The organism is Pseudalkalibacillus hwajinpoensis, assembly GCF_039851965.1.
Taxonomy (GTDB): Bacteria; Bacillota; Bacilli; order Bacillales; family Guptibacillaceae; genus Guptibacillus; species Guptibacillus hwajinpoensis_E.
This window is the reverse complement of the sequence record NZ_CP156674.1, coordinates 3,986,539-4,005,041: the sequence shown is the minus strand read 5'-3', so window position 1 is coordinate 4,005,041 and position 18,503 is coordinate 3,986,539. Positions and strand designations below refer to the sequence as shown.

20 protein-coding genes and 7 tRNA genes are annotated in these 18,503 nt (G+C 41.2%); 10 read left to right on the top strand and 17 right to left on the bottom strand.

The features are described from left to right. Positions 1 to 113: 113 nt before the first annotated feature. The 7 genes from ABFG93_RS20815 to ABFG93_RS20785 all read right to left on the bottom strand — a co-directional run bounded on the left by ABFG93_RS20815 (position 114) and on the right by ABFG93_RS20785 (position 811). Positions 114 to 187: transfer RNA gene (locus ABFG93_RS20815), tRNA-Arg, on the bottom strand. Positions 188 to 278: 91 nt separating this feature from the next. Then, positions 279 to 352: transfer RNA gene (locus ABFG93_RS20810), tRNA-Gly, on the bottom strand. Positions 353 to 356: 4 nt separating this feature from the next. After that, positions 357 to 431 (bottom strand) — tRNA-Gln (locus tag ABFG93_RS20805). 5 nt (positions 432 to 436) lie between these two features. Beyond that, positions 437 to 521: transfer RNA gene (locus tag ABFG93_RS20800), tRNA-Tyr, on the bottom strand. 25 nt (positions 522 to 546) lie between these two features. Then, positions 547 to 623 (bottom strand) — tRNA-Met (locus ABFG93_RS20795). Positions 624 to 641: 18 nt separating this feature from the next. Further along, a tRNA-Arg gene (locus ABFG93_RS20790) sits at positions 642 to 718 on the bottom strand. Positions 719 to 726: 8 nt separating this feature from the next. Then, positions 727 to 811, bottom strand: a tRNA-Leu gene (locus ABFG93_RS20785). A gap of 169 nt (positions 812 to 980) precedes the next feature. Here ABFG93_RS20785 and kynU point away from each other — a divergent pair. The 7 genes from kynU (at position 981) to ABFG93_RS20750 (ending at position 6,195) form a co-directional block, all read left to right on the top strand. Then, positions 981 to 2,255: a kynureninase gene (gene kynU, locus ABFG93_RS20780; protein WP_347549901.1), complete on the top strand. Its 1,275-nt coding sequence runs from the start codon at positions 981 to 983 to the stop codon at positions 2,253 to 2,255. Positions 2,256 to 2,319: 64 nt separating this feature from the next. Beyond that, positions 2,320 to 2,505, top strand: coding sequence for a hypothetical protein (locus ABFG93_RS20775; RefSeq protein ID WP_347549900.1), 186 nt, complete (start codon positions 2,320 to 2,322; stop codon positions 2,503 to 2,505). An 11-nt stretch (positions 2,506 to 2,516) separates the two neighbouring features. Next, a complete protein-coding gene (locus ABFG93_RS20770; RefSeq protein WP_347549899.1) occupies positions 2,517 to 2,795 on the top strand; it encodes a spore coat protein in 279 nt (92 codons plus the stop codon). 165 nt (positions 2,796 to 2,960) lie between these two features. Next, positions 2,961 to 4,343 (top strand): alanine/glycine:cation symporter family protein, encoded by a 1,383-nt coding sequence (locus ABFG93_RS20765; RefSeq protein WP_431522104.1) that lies wholly within the window; start codon positions 2,961 to 2,963, stop codon positions 4,341 to 4,343. A 114-nt stretch (positions 4,344 to 4,457) separates the two neighbouring features. Next, positions 4,458 to 4,622, top strand: a complete 165-nt coding sequence (locus ABFG93_RS20760; protein WP_347549897.1) for a YjcZ family sporulation protein — start codon at positions 4,458 to 4,460, stop codon at positions 4,620 to 4,622. 114 nt (positions 4,623 to 4,736) lie between these two features. Further along, complete coding sequence (locus tag ABFG93_RS20755) at positions 4,737 to 5,270, top strand: 5' nucleotidase, NT5C type (RefSeq protein WP_347549896.1); 534 nt, start codon at positions 4,737 to 4,739, stop codon at positions 5,268 to 5,270. A gap of 10 nt (positions 5,271 to 5,280) precedes the next feature. Beyond that, positions 5,281 to 6,195, top strand: a complete 915-nt coding sequence (locus ABFG93_RS20750; protein ID WP_347549895.1) for an NAD(P)/FAD-dependent oxidoreductase — start codon at positions 5,281 to 5,283, stop codon at positions 6,193 to 6,195. A 66-nt stretch (positions 6,196 to 6,261) separates the two neighbouring features. Here the strand turns inward: ABFG93_RS20750 and ABFG93_RS20745 are convergent, their stop codons facing one another. Further along, a complete protein-coding gene (locus ABFG93_RS20745; protein WP_347549894.1) occupies positions 6,262 to 7,464 on the bottom strand; it encodes a D-alanyl-D-alanine carboxypeptidase family protein in 1,203 nt (400 codons plus the stop codon). A 531-nt stretch (positions 7,465 to 7,995) separates the two neighbouring features. Between ABFG93_RS20745 and ABFG93_RS20740 the strand changes: the two genes are divergently transcribed. Then, a complete protein-coding gene (locus ABFG93_RS20740; RefSeq protein ID WP_048309282.1) occupies positions 7,996 to 8,199 on the top strand; it encodes an alpha/beta-type small acid-soluble spore protein in 204 nt (67 codons plus the stop codon). 47 nt (positions 8,200 to 8,246) lie between these two features. Here the strand turns inward: ABFG93_RS20740 and ABFG93_RS20735 are convergent, their stop codons facing one another. The 5 genes from ABFG93_RS20735 to ABFG93_RS20715 all read right to left on the bottom strand — a co-directional run bounded on the left by ABFG93_RS20735 (position 8,247) and on the right by ABFG93_RS20715 (position 11,437). Beyond that, a complete protein-coding gene (locus tag ABFG93_RS20735; protein WP_347549893.1) occupies positions 8,247 to 8,750 on the bottom strand; it encodes a hypothetical protein in 504 nt (167 codons plus the stop codon). Positions 8,751 to 8,802: 52 nt separating this feature from the next. Next, entirely contained in the window at positions 8,803 to 9,054 is a 252-nt protein-coding gene (locus tag ABFG93_RS20730; protein ID WP_347549892.1) for a DNA alkylation repair protein, read from the bottom strand. Positions 9,055 to 9,152: 98 nt separating this feature from the next. Beyond that, the gene (locus ABFG93_RS20725; protein ID WP_347549891.1) at positions 9,153 to 9,515 is read right to left on the bottom strand and encodes a YppE family protein; all 363 of its coding nucleotides are present in this window, start codon (positions 9,513 to 9,515) and stop codon (positions 9,153 to 9,155) included. 108 nt (positions 9,516 to 9,623) lie between these two features. Continuing rightward, positions 9,624 to 10,136, bottom strand: coding sequence for a MerR family transcriptional regulator (locus tag ABFG93_RS20720; RefSeq protein WP_347549890.1), 513 nt, complete (start codon positions 10,134 to 10,136; stop codon positions 9,624 to 9,626). Between the two features lie 332 nt (positions 10,137 to 10,468). Then, positions 10,469 to 11,437 carry a DUF2515 family protein gene (locus ABFG93_RS20715; RefSeq protein ID WP_347549889.1) on the bottom strand — a complete coding sequence of 323 codons (969 nt, stop codon included), beginning with the start codon at positions 11,435 to 11,437 and terminating at the stop codon, positions 10,469 to 10,471. 98 nt (positions 11,438 to 11,535) lie between these two features. Here ABFG93_RS20715 and recU point away from each other — a divergent pair, with 98 nt between their 5' ends. Beyond that, a complete protein-coding gene (gene recU, locus ABFG93_RS20710) occupies positions 11,536 to 12,141 on the top strand; it encodes a Holliday junction resolvase RecU (protein WP_347549888.1) in 606 nt (201 codons plus the stop codon). 78 nt (positions 12,142 to 12,219) lie between these two features. Further along, positions 12,220 to 14,943: a PBP1A family penicillin-binding protein gene (locus ABFG93_RS20705; RefSeq protein ID WP_347549887.1), complete on the top strand. Its 2,724-nt coding sequence runs from the start codon at positions 12,220 to 12,222 to the stop codon at positions 14,941 to 14,943. Between the two features lie 129 nt (positions 14,944 to 15,072). Here ABFG93_RS20705 and ABFG93_RS20700 read toward each other — a convergent pair whose 3' ends face one another. From ABFG93_RS20700 to asnS, 4 genes are all read right to left on the bottom strand, one after another. Continuing rightward, entirely contained in the window at positions 15,073 to 15,564 is a 492-nt protein-coding gene (locus ABFG93_RS20700) for a YpoC family protein (RefSeq protein ID WP_347549886.1), read from the bottom strand. Beyond that, positions 15,554 to 16,216 carry an endonuclease III gene (nth, locus tag ABFG93_RS20695; protein WP_347549885.1) on the bottom strand — a complete coding sequence of 221 codons (663 nt, stop codon included), beginning with the start codon at positions 16,214 to 16,216 and terminating at the stop codon, positions 15,554 to 15,556. The genes ABFG93_RS20700 and nth overlap by 11 nt, the downstream gene beginning before the upstream one ends. A gap of 52 nt (positions 16,217 to 16,268) precedes the next feature. Continuing rightward, positions 16,269 to 16,976, bottom strand: coding sequence for a DnaD domain-containing protein (locus tag ABFG93_RS20690; protein WP_347549884.1), 708 nt, complete (start codon positions 16,974 to 16,976; stop codon positions 16,269 to 16,271). Between the two features lie 206 nt (positions 16,977 to 17,182). After that, a complete protein-coding gene (asnS, locus tag ABFG93_RS20685; RefSeq protein WP_347549883.1) occupies positions 17,183 to 18,475 on the bottom strand; it encodes an asparagine--tRNA ligase in 1,293 nt (430 codons plus the stop codon). Between the last annotated feature and the right edge of the window lie 28 nt (positions 18,476 to 18,503).

Genomic DNA, 18,503 nt, shown 5'->3' with positions numbered 1-18,503 from the left:
ATGATTTAACGTTCGTGTTTTTGTTATCAATGTGACGATCTATATCTTACGACTTAAACAATTTAAAAGGTAAAAAGCCCTCTGAATGATTTCATTCAGAGGGCTTTTGTATATGCGCCTTAGAGGATTCGAACCTCTGACCCACAGCTTAGAAGGCTGTTGCTCTATCCTGCTGAGCTAAAGGCGCATGATGTGATGAGGATGGTTACTGTTTGATAGTATACCACGTTTTTTGTCCTCAAGGAAGTCACTATTTTAGGATTTCTTTAATAAAATTATGGAGCGGGTGATGGGGATCGAACCCACGACATCAGCTTGGAAGGCTGAGGTTTTACCACTAAACTACACCCGCAACATGGCTGGGCTAGCTGGATTCGAACCAGCGCGTGACGGAATCAAAATCCGTTGCCTTACCGCTTGGCTATAGCCCAAAAAATGGTGGAGGGGGACGGATTCGAACCGCCGAACCCTGAGGGAGCGGATTTACAGTCCGCCGCGTTTAGCCACTTCGCTACCCCTCCATGATGAAATTGTGAAATTGAAATATGGTAGCGGCGGAGGGGATCGAACCCCCGACCTCACGGGTATGAACCGTACGCTCTAGCCAGCTGAGCTACACCGCCACTAATTAAGTTATGTAATGGTGCGCCCGAGAGAAGTCGAATCCCTAACCTTCTGATCCGTAGTCAGACGCTCTATCCAATTGAGCTACGGGCGCAAAATGTATGGTGCGGGTGAAGGGACTTGAACCCCCACGTCGTAAGACACTAGATCCTAAGTCTAGCGCGTCTGCCAATTCCGCCACACCCGCATGTGCTTTGTTGTGTATCAGCGACGTTTAATACTATAGCATCTAATCTGATTTAAAGTCAATCATTATTTTAAAAAAGTTTTGTTATTGTTTTATTTGCCAGAAGTGAAAGCGTTGACAGTACCTCGTCTCTCTCATACGATAAGTTGTAGTAAAGGAGCTGAGTAATATGAGTTTATCACAGTCAATTGCTTATGCAAAAGAATTAGATAAAAATGATCCGCTTTCCCTATTTAAGAATGAATTTTACGTAAATCCAAACTCCATCTATATGGATGGAAATTCATTAGGTCTATTATCTAAGAAAGCAGAAAAAACCCTTCTGGACTCCCTTGAAGACTGGAAAACCCATGGCATTGATGGTTGGACCGAAGGTAAACATCCATGGTTCTATATGGCGGAAATCATTGGTGAAATGACCGCCCCTCTAATTGGTGCAACGCCACAGGAAACCATTACAACAGGATCGATTACAACAAACCTTCATCAACTGTTAGCAACGTTTTATAAACCAGGTAAAAAATCAAAAATCCTTGCAGATTCCCTTACATTTCCGTCAGATATTTATGCCATCAAAAGTCAGCTTGAGCTTCATGGGTTATCTCCAGAATCACATTTAATTCAAATTGGAAGTGAGGATGGCCGGACGATTCGCGAACAAGATATTATTGAGGGTATGGATGAAGACGTCGCGATAATCCTACTGCCCTCGGTTCTCTATCGAAGCGGACAACTCCTTGATATAGAGGCATTAACGCAAGCAGCGCATAAAAGAGATATCATAATTGGTTTTGATTTGGCGCATTCCATTGGCGCTGTTCCTCACAACCTACATAATTGGGGCGTTGATTTTGCAGTCTGGTGTACATACAAATATTTAAATAGTGGTCCCGGAGGCGTTGGTGGTCTTTTTGTCCATGAGAAACACCTCGGAAAAAGACCTGGTCTTGCCGGCTGGTTTAGTTCAAATAAAGATGTGCAATTTGAGATGAGTCATGATCTTGACCATGCCCATACGGCTGGTGCTTACCAGATTGGAACACCCCATATTTTTAGCATGGCACCTTTAGTCGGATCTTTAGAACTCTTTAAGGAGGCGGGAATAGGTCCAGTCAGAACGAAGTCCTTATCACTAACAAGGTATCTCATGGGTCTCATTGAACTAAAGCTTTCTACATTCGGCTTTTCGATTGCCAATCCAAAGAGTGATGAACACCGTGGCGGGCATGTATGCCTTCAGCACCCTGAAGCCGCAAGAATTTGCAAAGCATTAAAGGCGAATGGAGTAATCCCTGACTATCGATCGCCAAATGTTATCCGTCTGGCACCAATTGCCCTCTATTCATCATTTGAAGATGTTTGGAATGTGGTTCATGTCCTACACGGTATTATGGAGAATAAATCATACGAGCACTATTCCAATGAACGGAACGTAATTGCATAATAAATGAATAAATCTACCTCCGTTATTTCATATTAGTAGTGACTGAATTTAAGGAGGTAGAAAAATGGCGCAACTTAATGAACTTGAGCTTCAAAACCTTCGCCATATGATTGGCGGTCACGAAACACTCGCTAATAAACTGGATTCCTATGCACAATCCTGCACATGTCCTCAGCTAAAGCAAATGCTTCAAAAAGATGCACAGGATGCACGAAACACGCAACAACAACTCATGGGCTTTTTAAGTTAAGGAGGGTTTACATGAACGAGAAAGATATGGTCAATGACTACCTGTCCGTATTAAACAGTAGCTTAAGCAACTATGGAAGTGTCATTTCACAAGCAGATAATCAACAACTTCGTCAGGCGCTTCAACAAATTAGGAATTCAGATGAGCAAAGACAGTATACTCTCTACCAATATGCGAAGCAAAAAGGGTATTACCAGCCAGCAGCTGCAGCTCAAATGAATGAAATTCAGCAGGTTAAAAGCCAGCTTAGCTCTCAGCCTCAAAACAACCAGCCTCCGCAGGTTCATTAAATCTCAGCCGGTTAACACCGGCTGAGATTTCTTTTATATTTCACCCACTAACAACAAGATATATTTTTATGCCTTTATGCTCATTTTCACATAAATATGTAAAAAACGTTTGACCCTCCCTTTATTTGGATAATAAATATATACCACTAGTAGGGAGAGATGATGATGGATCGTGTTCTAAATGCAGTTACTGAATTTTCAGCTTTTATCTGGGGTTACCCGATGATGATTTTGCTATTAGGTGGGGGGCTGTTCTTAACCATTCGACTGGGCTTCTTCCAAATTCTCTTTTTTCCACATGCCTTAAAACATACGATCGGAAAGGTTTTTCAAAAAGAAAAAGGGGATGGAACGATTTCCCCATTTCAGGCTTTTGCTTCGGCTCTTGCTTCCACTGCTGGCGCGACGAACATTGTAGGTGTTCCAGTAGCGATTGCATTTGGTGGACCGGGAGCAATTTTTTGGATGTGGGTCGTAGCCATTATTGGAATGTCGACGAAGTTCTCAGAAATAGTTCTGGGTATTAAATATCGTGAAGAGGATAAAAACGGCGTGTATGTTGGCGGTCCAATGTACTACATAAGAAAAGGGCTCGGATGGAAGTTTGCTTCAACATTGTTTGCATTCGGTTTAATGATTGAAATTGTTCCGAGCGTCATGGTTCAAACAAACTCAATCTCTACATTAACCGAAAGTTCATTTGGACTGCCTACCTGGCTAACAGGTATTATTCTAATCGTGCTAATTTCCATCGTCGTGATTGGTGGAATACGAAGAATCGGTTCTGTAGCTGAGAAAATAGTTCCTTTTATGGTTCTTACATATATTGCCGGTGCAATCGGCGTCATGATTATTAATATTGATCAATTCCCTGAAGTGATGCGCTTAATATTCGTACATGCTTTTCAACCAATTTCAGCAGCAGGCGGTTTTGCAGGCGCAGGATTCGCAGCTGCCGTTCGCTGGGGACTTGCAAGAGGACTTTATTCGAACGAAGCAGGGATGGGTACTGCCTCAATCGCCCATTCAGCTGCAAATACACCTCACCCCTGTCGTCAGGGGCTGTGGGGCATCTTCAGTGTATTTATCGACACCATTGTATTATGTACGGTTACCGCTTTTACGGTTCTCCTATCGGGCGCTTGGAAAGATGTAAAACCAGCTAATGCTGCAGACATGGTTTCTGATGCCTTTTCAGGTCTAATGGGACCAACCTGGGGCCCAATCTTCGTCTCATCTCTTCTGCTGATCTTTGTCATTAGTACGATCGGTGTTCTCGTCTATTATGGCGAGAAACAGGCTGAATACTTATTTGGCTATTCATTTTCAAGAGTAATGAGATTCGTTTATATTGCTTCGATTTTTGTTGGTGCCATTGGAGGCCTACAATTTGTTTGGGAACTTGTCGACATTACCCTTGCGCTTTTCGTAGTGCCAAACGTGATCGCCATTCTGTTCCTCAGTAAAGAAGTGAAGGAGCTAACAGATGACTATCGCTATAACTTCTTAAAACAGCCTCAATCAAAAGATAAAGGGGTTAGCTCGTAACCCTAAAGGTTAATATTTGGCCTAATTTTATCCCCCACTCCGCTTCTGCCTATATCTTTTCTAGACAGATACATACTGTGTTAAGGAAAGAGATATTTTAAAGGGGGAGCTTTTATGTATCATGCAAACAATGCACCTTATGGAAATGAGCCTTACCAGCCAGTTGCGGGAGCTGGTTATGGCATGCCATGTCACAGGCCTGCAGGCAGCGGATTTGCGCTAATTGTTGTGCTGTTCATTCTTCTCATCATCGTAGGAACCGCTTTTATAAAGTGCTAGGAAAACAGGGCAAGAACCACGAGGTTCTTGCCTCTTTTTTGTGTGGAAGAATTGTCCCTGTCCGCATGCACTGGTATAGTGGAAATGAATGTGTAAGGAAAGAAGTGATCTAACTTGAGAACGTTGTTAATTGATATGGATTCCGTTATTTGCGATCTCATGACGGAATGGCACAAAAGGTATAATAATGACTATCACGATTCGTTATCTGTTGAGAAACTGCAGTGCTGGCGCTCAGAGGATTATGTGAAGAGTGAATGTGGCGAGAAAATTTATCAATACCTTGATGAACCAGGACTATTTCTCCACCTCTCTCCACTTCCGCATGCAATTGAAGTCCTGAAGCGTTTAGTGAAACAGTACGATATCCTAATTGTGACGAGCAGCCGTACATATGCATATACGGAAAAAGAACTGTGGGTGGAGAAACACCTTCCCTTTATCGGAAAAAAGAATCTGATTTTCTCTCATCGGAAAGACATGATCTGTGGTGACCTTTTATTTGACGACGCCCCTCATAATTTAATCGCTTTTCAAGAAACCGGAAGAACGGCTCTCGCAATGAACTATCCCTATAACCAACAGGTGGACGTTCCTCGCGTTAACGACTGGCTTGAATTTGAGAAGTGGCTTTCAAAATGGAAGTGAGGAGAAACCAGTGATTAAAAAAATAGATCTACTTATTATTGGTGGAGGTCCAGCTGGAATTTCAGCTGCAATATGGGCGAAACGACTGGGTCTACATCATCTTCTACTAGAAGCAAGAGACGAACTAGGTGGACAATTAACGTCCATATACAATAGGATCATTGACTACCCTGGCATAATAGGTGAAAATGGACAAGCCCTTAAGGATCACTTTATTCAACACTCAAGGGAAATTGGTGTCAACTATGTCACCCACTGTCCTGTCTCCACCATTGATTGGGATACTCGGGTTTTAAAATCGCACTCAAATCAAACGTACAAGTTTCGTTCCATTCTAATCTCAACCGGTTCATCACCAAGAAGACTGGACGTACCGGGTGAGCAGGAGATGATTAATCGAAATGAAGTTTATTCTGCTACAAGAGACCGAGAGAAATTCAAAGGGAAAACTGCAGCAATAGTTGGTGGTGGGGATCGCGCATTTGAAGGTGCACTCCTGCTCGCGAACGCTGGAGCTACTGTTCACCTTATCCATCGCTCTGGTAAATTCAAAGCCAGGAATGAATACAGGGACCCGGTTCTAGAGCATCCCTCGGTAACCGTTCATAGAAATGCTGTAGTGAAGGAGATCAGCGGAGCTCGCGTAAAAAAGTTAACAGTAATTGAAAATGAATCTATCATCCACCTATTAGTAGACGGCATCTTTATTCGAATTGGTGTTGAACCAAATACTGCACCCTTTAAAGATGGCGTTATTCTTGATCAAGATGGCTACGTGATATGCGATCGAGTTGGCAGGACCTCCATTCCCTATGTTTATGCAGCTGGAGATGTATGTACCCGTCCACTGCTATCAAGTATTACTTCTGCTGTAGGACAGGGAATGACGGCTGTTAAATGTCTGTCCTTTTACCTTGAGGAATAGGTCATACTAAACAAAAAAAAGGACCGAATGGTCCTTTTTTGTTTTAAAGAAATTACACGATTAAAATCAAGGAAAAGAACGAGAACGCTTGTAAGTTGATTTGCTTCTACCGAAAATAAGCATTAATAAAATAAAAGCAAAAATACTAATGCCTCCATAAAAAATGGTATGACTTGTTAGAAACGCTTCCGTATCCTCGTCTTTCACTTGAACCGCTGGAGTAGCTTCTTTCGATTTATCAGAAGCATCCTCTTCAACAGAAGTAACTGTCATTAAATCTGAATCTAGCGTTGACGTTAATTCACTTGCTTTACTCTCCAGTTCGCCTGCCTCATTCATTTCAAGTTCGAGACCTTCTTCACCATCTTGCAAAAGGGTCACATCTTCTGTAAGTGAATACTTCTTGCCATTCAGTTCACCAAGTTCAGTTCCTTCACTGTATACGACAGATGAGAATGAATCAAAACCATAATTTAGAAGAGTAAGCGTATCCTGGTAAGCAATTTGATCATCGTTTGCTTTTATTGTTACTGCAATTAATTCTCGATTGTCCTTTTCTGCTGTTGTAACGAGGGTAAATCCTGATTGGGAAACATAGCCGTTCTTACCACCTGTTACATAATCATAGTCAAGTAAAAGTCTGTGGTGGTTGATTAATGTCGTATCCCAATTTTCTCTGGACCAATCCATCTGCTCAATTCCAGCCAAAGAGCGAAATTGGTTGTTTTTCATCGCATACTGGGTAATCTTCGCCATATCCTCCGCCGTTACCACATGATTTTCATTAAATAAGCCATGAGGGTTTGTAAAATGACTATTCTCTACACCGATCTCTTCCTTCACAAAGGTGTTCATGTCTTCAGCAAATGCTTGCACACTTCCACTTAAATGCTCGGCAATCGCGATGGCAGCATCGTTGCCAGAGTTCACCATCATTCCTTTGACTAATTTCTCTAGAACTACCGTCTCGCCTTCTTCAAGGTACACTCTTGTCCCATCAACATCACGCGCGTTCTGACTCACAGTAGCTGATTCGTTTAACTTTCCCGATTCAACGGCCATAAGCGCTGTTACAATTTTCGTAATACTTGCCGGATACATTTCTTGATTACCGTTCTTATCATAAAGTATTTGCCCAGTTTTCCCATCCATTAAAACCGCGGATTCGCTTTGAATGTCAGGCCCTTCAGCAGATACAAGAATCGGCGATAGTGCTGCTGCAATCAGGTAGGTTGCAGTCAATAAAAGCCATTTTTGTTTTCGAATCATGAAAGCTCCTCTTCCTATGAATTACTAATTACACTGTTCGTGTTGTTTATTGAAGTGCTGTCTAGTATAAAAGACCTGATCCGTTCACTATTATAACTAAATTTGCAGTAATTTAAAATACTTCTTTTATATACCCTACGAACAATAACTTTTAACTAATAAAAAAAATAAACCGCTCTCGGCGGTTTATTTTATCAGGACGCATATGATCCTTTCCACTGTTCCACTATATCAGAAGGTGCATTCCAGCATAGCCAGGAAACCAACACCTTATTTTCCCCTGGGAAAACCATCCAGTATTCCCATCTTCGTTTCTCAAGATTTTGATAGAAGCCAGATTTAGTGATAAACCGTTCCACTTTTAGATTCCCTCCCAATTCTTTGTGTTACCTATGTATTCGTTAAAGGAGGGTTGAATCCTTTAAATTTTCAGATAATTAAAAGATGAGACTTCTACCATAATGTTCCACCTTCGTGGCGGTATATGTGTGTTATTACTTGAGCATCTTAATGGTCAAGGAGGTGTACAACATGGCAAACAACAATAGCTCAAACAATCTGGTAGTCCCTGGTGTACAACAGGCTTTAGATCAAATGAAGTACGAAATTGCTAGCGAATTCGGCGTACAACTTGGTCCAGACTCCACCGCTCGCTCTAATGGTTCAGTTGGAGGAGAAATCACAAAGCGCCTTGTCCAAATGGCTGAACAGCAAATGGGCGGCGGAAGCAACTAATTAACCCAAATAGAATGGATATAGGAGGCGGAGCAATCCGCCTTTTTCTAGTTCTCATTTCCAAGCAAACGAGCTGTTTGGACTGCATACTCAATTAATTCAGATAGATCGCTGATTTGATCTTCATTAATTCGACGATTAAATTCAAGTACGATATAATTCTTTAGCTCATCTTCTCTTTCAAATTGAAAGGAGAGTATTTGAGTTATCGTTGGTCGAGACCCCCATATTTCTCTAATCTCTTCTTCAATTTCTGCACACTCTTCTGATTCAGAAATGGACATATCGAAACTAATTTTAATTTCACATCCGGCCTCAATGTGATCAAGTTGAAGTTGCTCTGCACTAAAACTCGCTAAATCAGCATATAGTCCTACCATTACACGTACATTTTCATTTTCTTCAAAATAGACTTCATATGTCCTCGACAAGGAAGCAAGATCAACTAGATCTTTTCGGTTACGGATCGAGATCTCACCTTCAAGATCCCGATCGTATAATTCACCTTCTAAAACCACTTTAACATTTTCATAAATCGTTGGATCAAACATACAGTCCCCTCCTTACCTTTTCACTATATCATGAAAATAGGAGGGCCTTCCGTTAGGAGCCTCTTGGGTGCGACCTCGCAAATTGAATAAACGTTTCTTCATCACCAATTTCGCCACATGCCCCACACTGGATGCGGAACTCCGGTCCACGGTACATGATATGAAATGGATCGGCGCTTCCTTCTTCCATCACTGACATTACTTCTCCAGACTCAGGATCTAATTGAACTGAGGTTACTTTTTGTTCAATTTTATTAAATCTCCTTCGATTTGTTTTACATCTAGGACATAAATATGCTGTCATAACAGCACTCCCTTTTAGCTTAGTTATTCTCTATAAAAGGGAATTTTATACACACATTACGGTATGTGAAAATTTATTTGTTATAAAGAGCATGCCGTTTATTCAGCCTGCTCGATTAGTTTCCCTAGTACATACTCTACAGATTGGACGCGTTCATTAAATTTCTTTGGTCCTGTATCTTTCTGCCATGCCACTACAGACACCATTTCCAAATTTTCATAAGTATTTTTAATTTGGATCGGATATAAATACTTTGGCTTATTCTCCAAGACCCAGGCTCTCGCAAGGGGCTCCCAATCCTTTAAAAGCGCAATAGTACGATCTGCAAAGGGCTTCACTTCTTCATAAAAATTCACTTTATACTCATCCAGATGAGTTCGAGTCGCATATTGTTGCCTCGCCTCTTCGTTCAATTCTAATAACTGTTTCGTTAAATGTATCAACTGTTTTGTATCTTTCATATTAATCACTCCAATCGTACCTATCGTATCATAACGCTTCCAACTACTAACAAAAAAACCTTATATCCGGGTTTGGACATAAGGTCAGTTAGAACCATAAACCAATTATCAGAAACTGAATAAACTCATGATCCAGGGGCGTTTTCCTTTGCCCGACTGACCTACCGCCTCTTGAATGGAAGTGTGATCCTCTAGCTCAAGTAATTTTTCCTCTAAGGCCGTTACTTTTTGAACTAGTTCATCAAGCTCTGACCGGTGCTGTAGCACTTGAACCGTAATAACTTCGTTCGCTTTTTCTTCTAACTGTCTCTCAAGCTGATCCAATCGTAACGTAAAGCGATCAAGTCTTTGTTCAAATTTTTCTTGAGAAACCATTTTTTCTGGGGAAGATTTTTTGGAATTCCTAGGTTTTTCTCCAAACCCAGCTTTAATCTTCTCCATTGATTGACCCCTTCTCAATTCATTTTGAATGTTTTTAAGTTGGTCCAACGTTTCACTCGTAAATAGAAAGTGGCCGAGTTCATTTTTCTCACATGATAAATTAAAATGCTTGACCCAGCGCTGAACAGTAGTAGGGTTTACACCAAGCTCATCTGAAACCTGTTTCGTTTTTAATAACATGCAATCCCATCCCTTCTGTCATTCACAGGCCTTCGCCTGATCTTTGTATGAGCTTATATTCGCTCTTAACTTGGAGTTGCCTTCCTCTCTGACAAAACTAGAACGGTTTCGGCAAAGGTAGTGGTTTACTGCTAAAGGAAGACGGTTTCGACATTCAGAGAGAATGATTTTGTAACATCTGCTCACACTAACGACAGGAGGTGTTAAGCGATGAGTAAAAAAAGAGGTAATAAAGCAGCACGAAAACCACAGATGCCTAACGAAGAAACAAAGGCTGGCTTTGGCAACAAGAAACTTGAAGGTCCTGATCGTCCATCAACGTAAACGCAGGGTTAACCCCTGCGTTTTTGGTTAAAGAGGTTCTCGATCTCAATCCCCGCTCTAATCTGGCTTCTTTTCCTCTCATACCATTGAGTCAACTCGATGGTATCTGGTAACGATACATCATTTATAAGCATTTTCTTAAGATAAAGCTGTCCTTTAAACCAATCGGTTTTCTTCACCTGGTTATGCTGAATAATCGGATAAACCATTCTTAATAACGAACCTTCTCTCTTTTTCCCCAGGTATCGTTCATAATCGTACCTTGATCCTGTTGGCGGTGTAGAAGCTGAAAATTGATAAAATCGATGGAAATATTCGTCATGGAATAATAGTCTGGCAAGTTTCTTTCCAAGCTCGACCCGATTAGCTGTGTGATTAAATCCACTTACAGAAATCCCATACAGCCTCCCTTCTACCGTAGGAAACAAAACGGTACTAAAATGAAACCAATCCTGGACAGTAAACAAAAATGAATGAAACACTTTTTTTGAATAGAAATGATGATGAAGTACAGGTTTCTCAATAACATGCTGCTCATTTATAATAAGTGCGGTCAACAGCCGTTTTTCATCCTCAGTTTGAAAAAAATTCGCCCACTCGTCCATCATGAATTCTGATACCCCAAATGCTCGGCCGTAGAGTAGAAATGACTGATTTCTTTTTTTGCTCAGGGCATATAAAAGCAGTTGAGGAGTAGCATCCTGGAAGATTGTCCAGTTTGCACGCTCATATGCCAAAAACAGAGCACTTATTTGTCCTTCATCTAATATTCGTGGAAACCACTCTCCTTTTAAATCGGTCATACTCCAACCAGCATTTCTTGACACCATTGAGGCTAGAAACGCCCACTTTATTTCAGGATGGGCATTGAAATAATTATAATAAAATACGGTACGTGAAATATTATCCTTGTTCCATCTTCCTGTAACGGTTGATATGTATTCGGTGATTAATTTGCGATCCTTTTCATTCTGCATGGGATTTTTCACCTGCTTGAAACATTTTTGTCGTACAACTCGTTATAATTAAAGTAGAATAGATTCAGTGCACCTTTTATATAGAAAGGATGATTAATTTGCCGATTCGATATCCGAATGGAAAGCCGTACATTCCTTCGGCACAGAATCAGCTTGAAAGTCAGAAACAAAAATCATACAGCAATCGAGGTATGACGTTAGAAGAAGATATTAACCAGAGTAATACGTATTATCTCTCAACTGGCAAAGCTGTTATTCACAAAAAGCCAACTCCGGTCCAAATTGTAAACGTCGATTATCCAAAACGAAGTGCTGCGGTGATCAAAGAAGCGTATTTCAAACAGGCTTCCACGACAGATTACAACGGTGTTTATAAAGGCAGATACATCGATTTTGAAGCAAAGGAAACGCGGAACAAAACATCTTTTCCCTTAAGTAATTTTCACGAACATCAGATCACACATATGAAACAGGTTCATAAGCAGAATGGCATTTGCTTCGTGCTACTACGCTTTTCCATTTCTGATGAAGTGTACTTTATTGATTCTTCACACCTTTTTTTGTATTGGCAAACAATGAATGATGGTGGAAGAAAATCAATTAAAAAAGAAGACATCGAAAAACAGGGTGTTCGCATTCCATATTCTTTTCAACCGCGCATTGACTATATGAAAATTATTGATAAAATGTACTTCAGTCATTGAAGAACTAGTTATTATTCATAAAACAATCGATTGTTTCGAATCCTATTAATAGTACAGGCTTGAAAGGCAGGAATATTCATGAATGAATATCAATCACGTCAAGAACGACGTAAAATTAACAACAAGAAAAAGCCCTCGTCCAAGAAACGAGGCAAGAAGGGCATCATTAAGAAAACTTTTCTTACTCTTGTTATTTTATTCTTAGTTGGCATTGTTGCAGGTGGTATTACAGCAATAGCTTACATTAACAATGCACCTGAGCTCGATCCTGAAAAGCTTACGACTCCTCAGTCATCCGTCATTCTTGATCGGAAGGACGAAGAAGTTCAAACCATCGAAGGGACAGATGCGAGGGAAACAGCAAAAATCGATGAAATACCAGACATTGTGAAAAATGCGTTCGTTTCTGTTGAGGACACACGCTTCTATGACCATTTTGGTATCGATCCCCGCCGTATTGGTGGTGCTGTACTTGCTAACGTAACTGAAGGATTTGGCGCTGAAGGCGCAAGTACAATTACACAGCAGGTTATTAAGAACTCCCTTTTAACATCTGAAAAGTCATTAGAACGAAAGGTTCAGGAAGCCTATCTTTCTATAAAGCTCGAGCAGGAATATACAAAAGATCAAATTCTCGAAATGTATTTGAACAAAATTTATTTCGGCAATGGCTCCTGGGGTATAGTGGATGCCGCTGAAACTTATTTTGGGAAAGATATTACCGAGGAAGATTTAACACCAGGTGAGGCTGCACTACTTGCCGGACTCCCACAGCGTCCAACTTATTACAACCCTTATGAGTATCCTGAAGAAGCCGAAAACCGTAGAAACACGGTGTTAAGCTTAATGGAAAAACAGGGTGTTATTACAGCTGAAGAAGCTGATAAATACCAGGCTGAAAAAGTTGGCGACATGATTGTTAAGTTAAGTGAAGATAAAGAAAGCGATAATTATAAAGTGTTTATGGATCAGGTTGTGAAAGAATTACGCGATCATGAAGACATCACAGAAAAAGACATCTATTCTGGTGGTTTACAAATTTACACAACGCTTGACACACGCGCTCAGGATATTACAACTGAAGTAATAGCCAACTATCCTTATTCGAATGAAAACATCCGATCAGGGCTTGTCCTGATGGATACGAAGACAGGATCCATTCGCGCGATTGGTGAGACGCGTAAAGATGAGAGCATCATTACGTATGCGACAACCGGTACAAGTCAGCCGGGCTCAACAGCAAAGCCTATTATCGCTTACGGACCAGCAATAGAGAACATGCAATGGTCTACAGGTAGATCTATTAAGGACGAACCACTTGAAATTAACGGTGCTAACATCCGCAACTGGGATCGAAACTATCGTGGGCAGGTTTCCATGAGACGCGCCATTGAAATGTCTTACAACGTCCCTGCTGTTAACACGTTCCTCGAAGTTGGCGAAAAACCAGCTAAGGAATTCGCTAATAAGCTTGGTATGGGTCTTGAAGATAAGGATATGGTTCCAACTGCCGCGATTGGAACGTTCCAAACCACTCCCCTGCAAATGACTGGAGCTTATGCAGCATTCGGGAACGGAGGTACGTACAATGAACCTCATACCGTCCGAAAAGTGGTTTTCCCTGATGGAAGCGAAATAAATCTGGAACCAGAACCTGTTAAAGCGATGAATGATTACACTGCGTATATGATCAGCGATATGCTTAAAACCGTTGTCGAAAGTGGCACCGGAACAGACGCCAAAATTTCTGGTCTCCCTGTTGCGGGTAAAACAGGAACTACGAACCATGATGCAGATACTATTCAAAGTCAAGGGTTCCCAACTTCAGGAATTGTAAAAGATGCCTGGTTCGCAGGGTATACAACGGAATACTCAATGGCTGTCTGGACAGGATTTAATGAGCCTAACAATCATTACCTTGATTCAAGCAAAGGAGAAGATGATACGTCCAAACTTCTCTTCAAAGAAATTATGAGCAAAGTGTCTGAAGGTGTTAATACGTCTGACTTTAAGAAACCAGATTCAGTTGTTGAAGTAGGCGTAGAGAAAAGCACTGGGCTACTCCCAAGTGATTACACACCTAAAGATCAAATCGTTTACGAACTATTCGTAAAAGGAAATACTCCAGGAAAAACATCTGATAAGTATAAACAGCCTGATGGTGTGAAAGGTTTGTCTGCCACATATAAGGCGGATTCTAATAGCATTGGCCTTTCATGGCAACCAGGTGAAGATAAAAAGTTTACCTATAAAGTTGAAATGAGTATTAACGGTGGAGGTTACCAGAGCGTTACTGAGACTGGGGAAACTAGCTTATCAATTGAAAATGCCGAAAAAGGAAGCGAGTATAACTTTAGAGTAACGGCTGTAACCGAGGCAGGTGTTTCAACTAAGCCAGCTGAAACTTCTGTTAAAGTTCCAGCTGAAGAAGAACAGAAACCTGAAGAACCTGTAGAGCCTGAAGAACCCGTAGACCCAGAGGAACCTGAACAGCCTTCAGAAGGCGATGAAGAAGGCACAACGCCTCCTGAAGAAGGAAATAATCAGGGCGGCGAGAACGGGACAGGAAATGGTGAAGGTGAAGAACAACCACCTGCTGACGATCAGGGTGGAAATTCTGGTGAAACCGGCACCGGCCAGGAGAATGGCCAGGGTAACGGCAATAACACTGGGAACGGCGATGCGAATACCGGTAACAACGGTGGAAATTCTGGTGAAGATACTGGCGGCACCGGGAACTCTGAGGAAGACACAACTACCCAACCTAATTTACCACCTGCAACAACCAAACCTGAACAATAATGTAAAATGAAACAAGCACAGGAGCCACGTTTTTTACACGTGGCTCCTGTGCTTGTTTTTTTCACTACTTCTTCTCTCATCTTAGCATTAAAAAGCGCATCAGATTAAGACTGATGCGCTTTTTAACTGCTATCGTGTTATCTTACTTACTTCCCATTTTTTATGCATTTCCTCAATCAGCTTCCGCAGCTGAATAAACGCAATATAATGATCAGGTTTATCTAACAAGTATTTTATGCGCTCTTTTCCATTTACCGGTGTAATGGGTAGATCATCATACCTCTCTTCCCATACGCCGGGGCATGCTCGTTTATCGTTCATCCAGAAAAGCGCTTCAAGGAAATACCCAATTTGGAAGATCATTTCAATCTTAGCTTTACTCTTTCTTCGACTCGCAAAAAGCTCAGCAAGCGCATCATCAACTTTCTCCCAGCCATTAAAATAGTTCATCATAAACTCCGCTGGGTCATCCCACGGGGCAATGTCCAATTCTTCACAATTAGCTTGCATTTCGTAATAGAACGGCAAACGTTCTTCCTTTTCTTTCAGCTCAAACGTCCAATCATTTTCGATGAAAAATAGTGGATGCTTAAGCTCTAATGGAATACTTCTACCGTTCATTACGAATTCGTTGCTTCATTCGTTTTTGTCCTTCACGACAGAGTTCAAGCAAAGGGCATATCTCACATTGAGGCGACTGTGCTTTACAGTGGTACCTTCCAAAGAAAATAAAACGGTGGTGAGAATCAGACCACTCCTCTTCCGGAATTTTTCTCATTAACGTTCTCTCTACTTCAAGAACAGAATCCTTCCACCTGCAAATACCAAGTCGCTTACTTACTCGTTCTACATGTGTGTCAACTGCAATCGCTGGCACGTTGAACGCTACTGATGCGATCACATTAGCCGTTTTGCGGCCTACACCTGAAAGCTCCATCAGTTCCTCTCTCGTTTCGGGTAGTGCGCCTTCATATTGCTCTACAACCGTACGTGCAAGTTTCTTGATATTCTTCGCTTTATTTCTGAACAAACCAATTCGTCTTATATCATTTTCTAACTCTTCAATTGGTACCTCAATAAAATCTTCAGGGCTTTTGTATTTCTCAAACAGCACGGGTGTCACTTTGTTTACAAGGGCATCTGTACACTGTGCAGACAAGACAACAGCAATCGCCAACTCAAATGGCGTCGAGTGGTTCAATTCACAATGGGCTTCAGGAAACATCTCACCCATTTTGTCAAGAACTGTTCGTATTTGGGCTTTTGTTAACACTCTCTCCATTCCTTTCTAAATAAAAAAGCGGAAGGTTCACTCCCGCTTCTCTCTATCGACCAAGCCAATTATAAATCGGAGCACTCTGCCCCGTTTCCTGTTTCTCTACTGGTGCTTTTTTATCATACTGATGTTTTCTAAATTTCTCACCGTAAGCTCTCGCCTGGTCAACTGTTTTAATGCCATTACGTTTCCATTCAAAAAGGATCCGATCGATATATCGAAAGTTTAACTTCCCGGCAAGAACGGCTTCTTTTAACGATGCTTTAATTAACTCTGCGTCATGGTTATCACCATCAATCCACATGGCAAGCGTCTCACATTCAATTGGAGATAGTGGCCTAGAAAATTCTCGTTCAAACAACGTGTAAAGACTTTCTTCATTTTCAACGTTTTTCGCTGCTGACTTTTCGGCTGCTTCCTGCTCAATTGCTTTAAAGATGCGCTCCCATAGCGGAAGTAATGAATAAGCTTCCGAATAGTAGCTCTTTGCTTCATTACGGTGCTCTTCAATGGTAAGAACACCTTTTTGCATAAGCTGCTGTATCTTGTCTAAACAAACTTGTGGAGAATACGTCATTGCCGAAGCAAGCTCTTCTGGTGTAGGAAATGAATTTCCTTGATCAATGAAACTGTGTAACCTGATTAAAAAGAAGGTGTCTTCTTCCTGCAAACCGACGCTAGCATAATAATTTAACAGTAGTCTCGGTACAGAAACATGACCCTCATTCAAAAATTGCATCATTTGTTCTTTCTTCATCCCATCCACCTCTACCTTTCATTATAGCATGCCGGCATTTTGTGATGGGAGTAGAATAATCTGGCTAGTTAAGATAAACGTCCACACATTTTCATATCCACTACCTTTTAAAGAACACTATTTAAGTGTAAATCATTTAAAAATACGGCAACTTTTTCAGATAAAGACGCCTCTTTCACAGGGAAAGAAGCGCCTTTATTAGTTTATCACGGATATAGTCGATTTAAAAGTCTTGGGAACGGAATCGTTTCACGGACGTGTTCTACTCCAGAGAGCCATGCAACAGTTCTTTCTAGTCCGAGACCAAATCCAGAATGCGGTACTGAACCATAGCGACGCAGCTCCAGGTACCACTTATATGCATCGTCTGTCAGTCCGTGCTCCTTGTATCGTTGCTCAAGAAGAGCTAAATTATCGATACGCTGGCTTCCTCCGATGATTTCTCCATAGCCTTCCGGTGCAATCAAATCGGCACAAAGGACAACATCTTCTCGCTCAGGATCGGGTTTCATATAGAAAGCTTTAATGTCTTTTGGATAGTTCGTAATGAAGACTGGCTTTTCAAAGCTTTCTGCGATCGCAGTTTCATGAGGGGCACCAAAATCCTCACCCCATTCAATATCAGTAAATCCTTTATCCTTAAGGAGAGTAATCGCATCATCGTAAGAAATGCGTGGGAACGGAGCTTTTATTGCTTCAAGTTTTGAAAGGTCACGATCAAGTGTTTTAAGTTCAATTTGACAGTTTTCTAATACAGACTGAACAAGGAAACTCACATACTGTTCCTGCACTTCAAGACTTTCTTCATGATTCATAAAGGCCATTTCAGGCTCAATCATCCAGAATTCAATTAAATGACGGCGTGTTTTAGACTTTTCCGCTCTAAACGTTGGTCCAAACGAGAAAACGCGGCCGAACGCCATTGCTGCTGCTTCCATATAAAGTTGACCACTTTGAGAAAGATAAGCGTCTTCTTCAAAGTATTTTGTGTGGAATAAATCCGTTGTACCTTCTGCAGAACTACCTGTCAGAATTGGTGGATCAATTTTAACAAAATCGTTTTCGTTGAAAAACTGATAAGTTGCGCGAATGATTTCATTTCGGATTCGGAGGATGGCATTCTGACGTCTTGAACGGATCCAGAGATGACGATTGTCCATTAAGAACTCTGTTCCGTGCTCTTTTGGTGTAATTGGATAGTCAACGGCTTCATGAATTAATTCCACATTCGTTACCGTTAATTCATAACCGGATTGTGAACGGTCATCTTCTCTTACTATTCCTGTTACCCAGACGGAAGACTCCTGTGTTAAATTCTTCGCAGCTTCCCATGCCTCTTCAGAAACTTCTTTTTTCACCATAACGCCCTGGATAAATCCAGTTCCGTCTCGAAGTTGTAGAAACTGGATTTTACCACTAGAACGCTTATTATGTAGCCATGCTCCGATCGTTACAGACTGTTCAACTTGCTTGTCAACATTCGAAATCGTCGTTTTCACTGCTCATTTCCCTCCAACTAATTAAGAA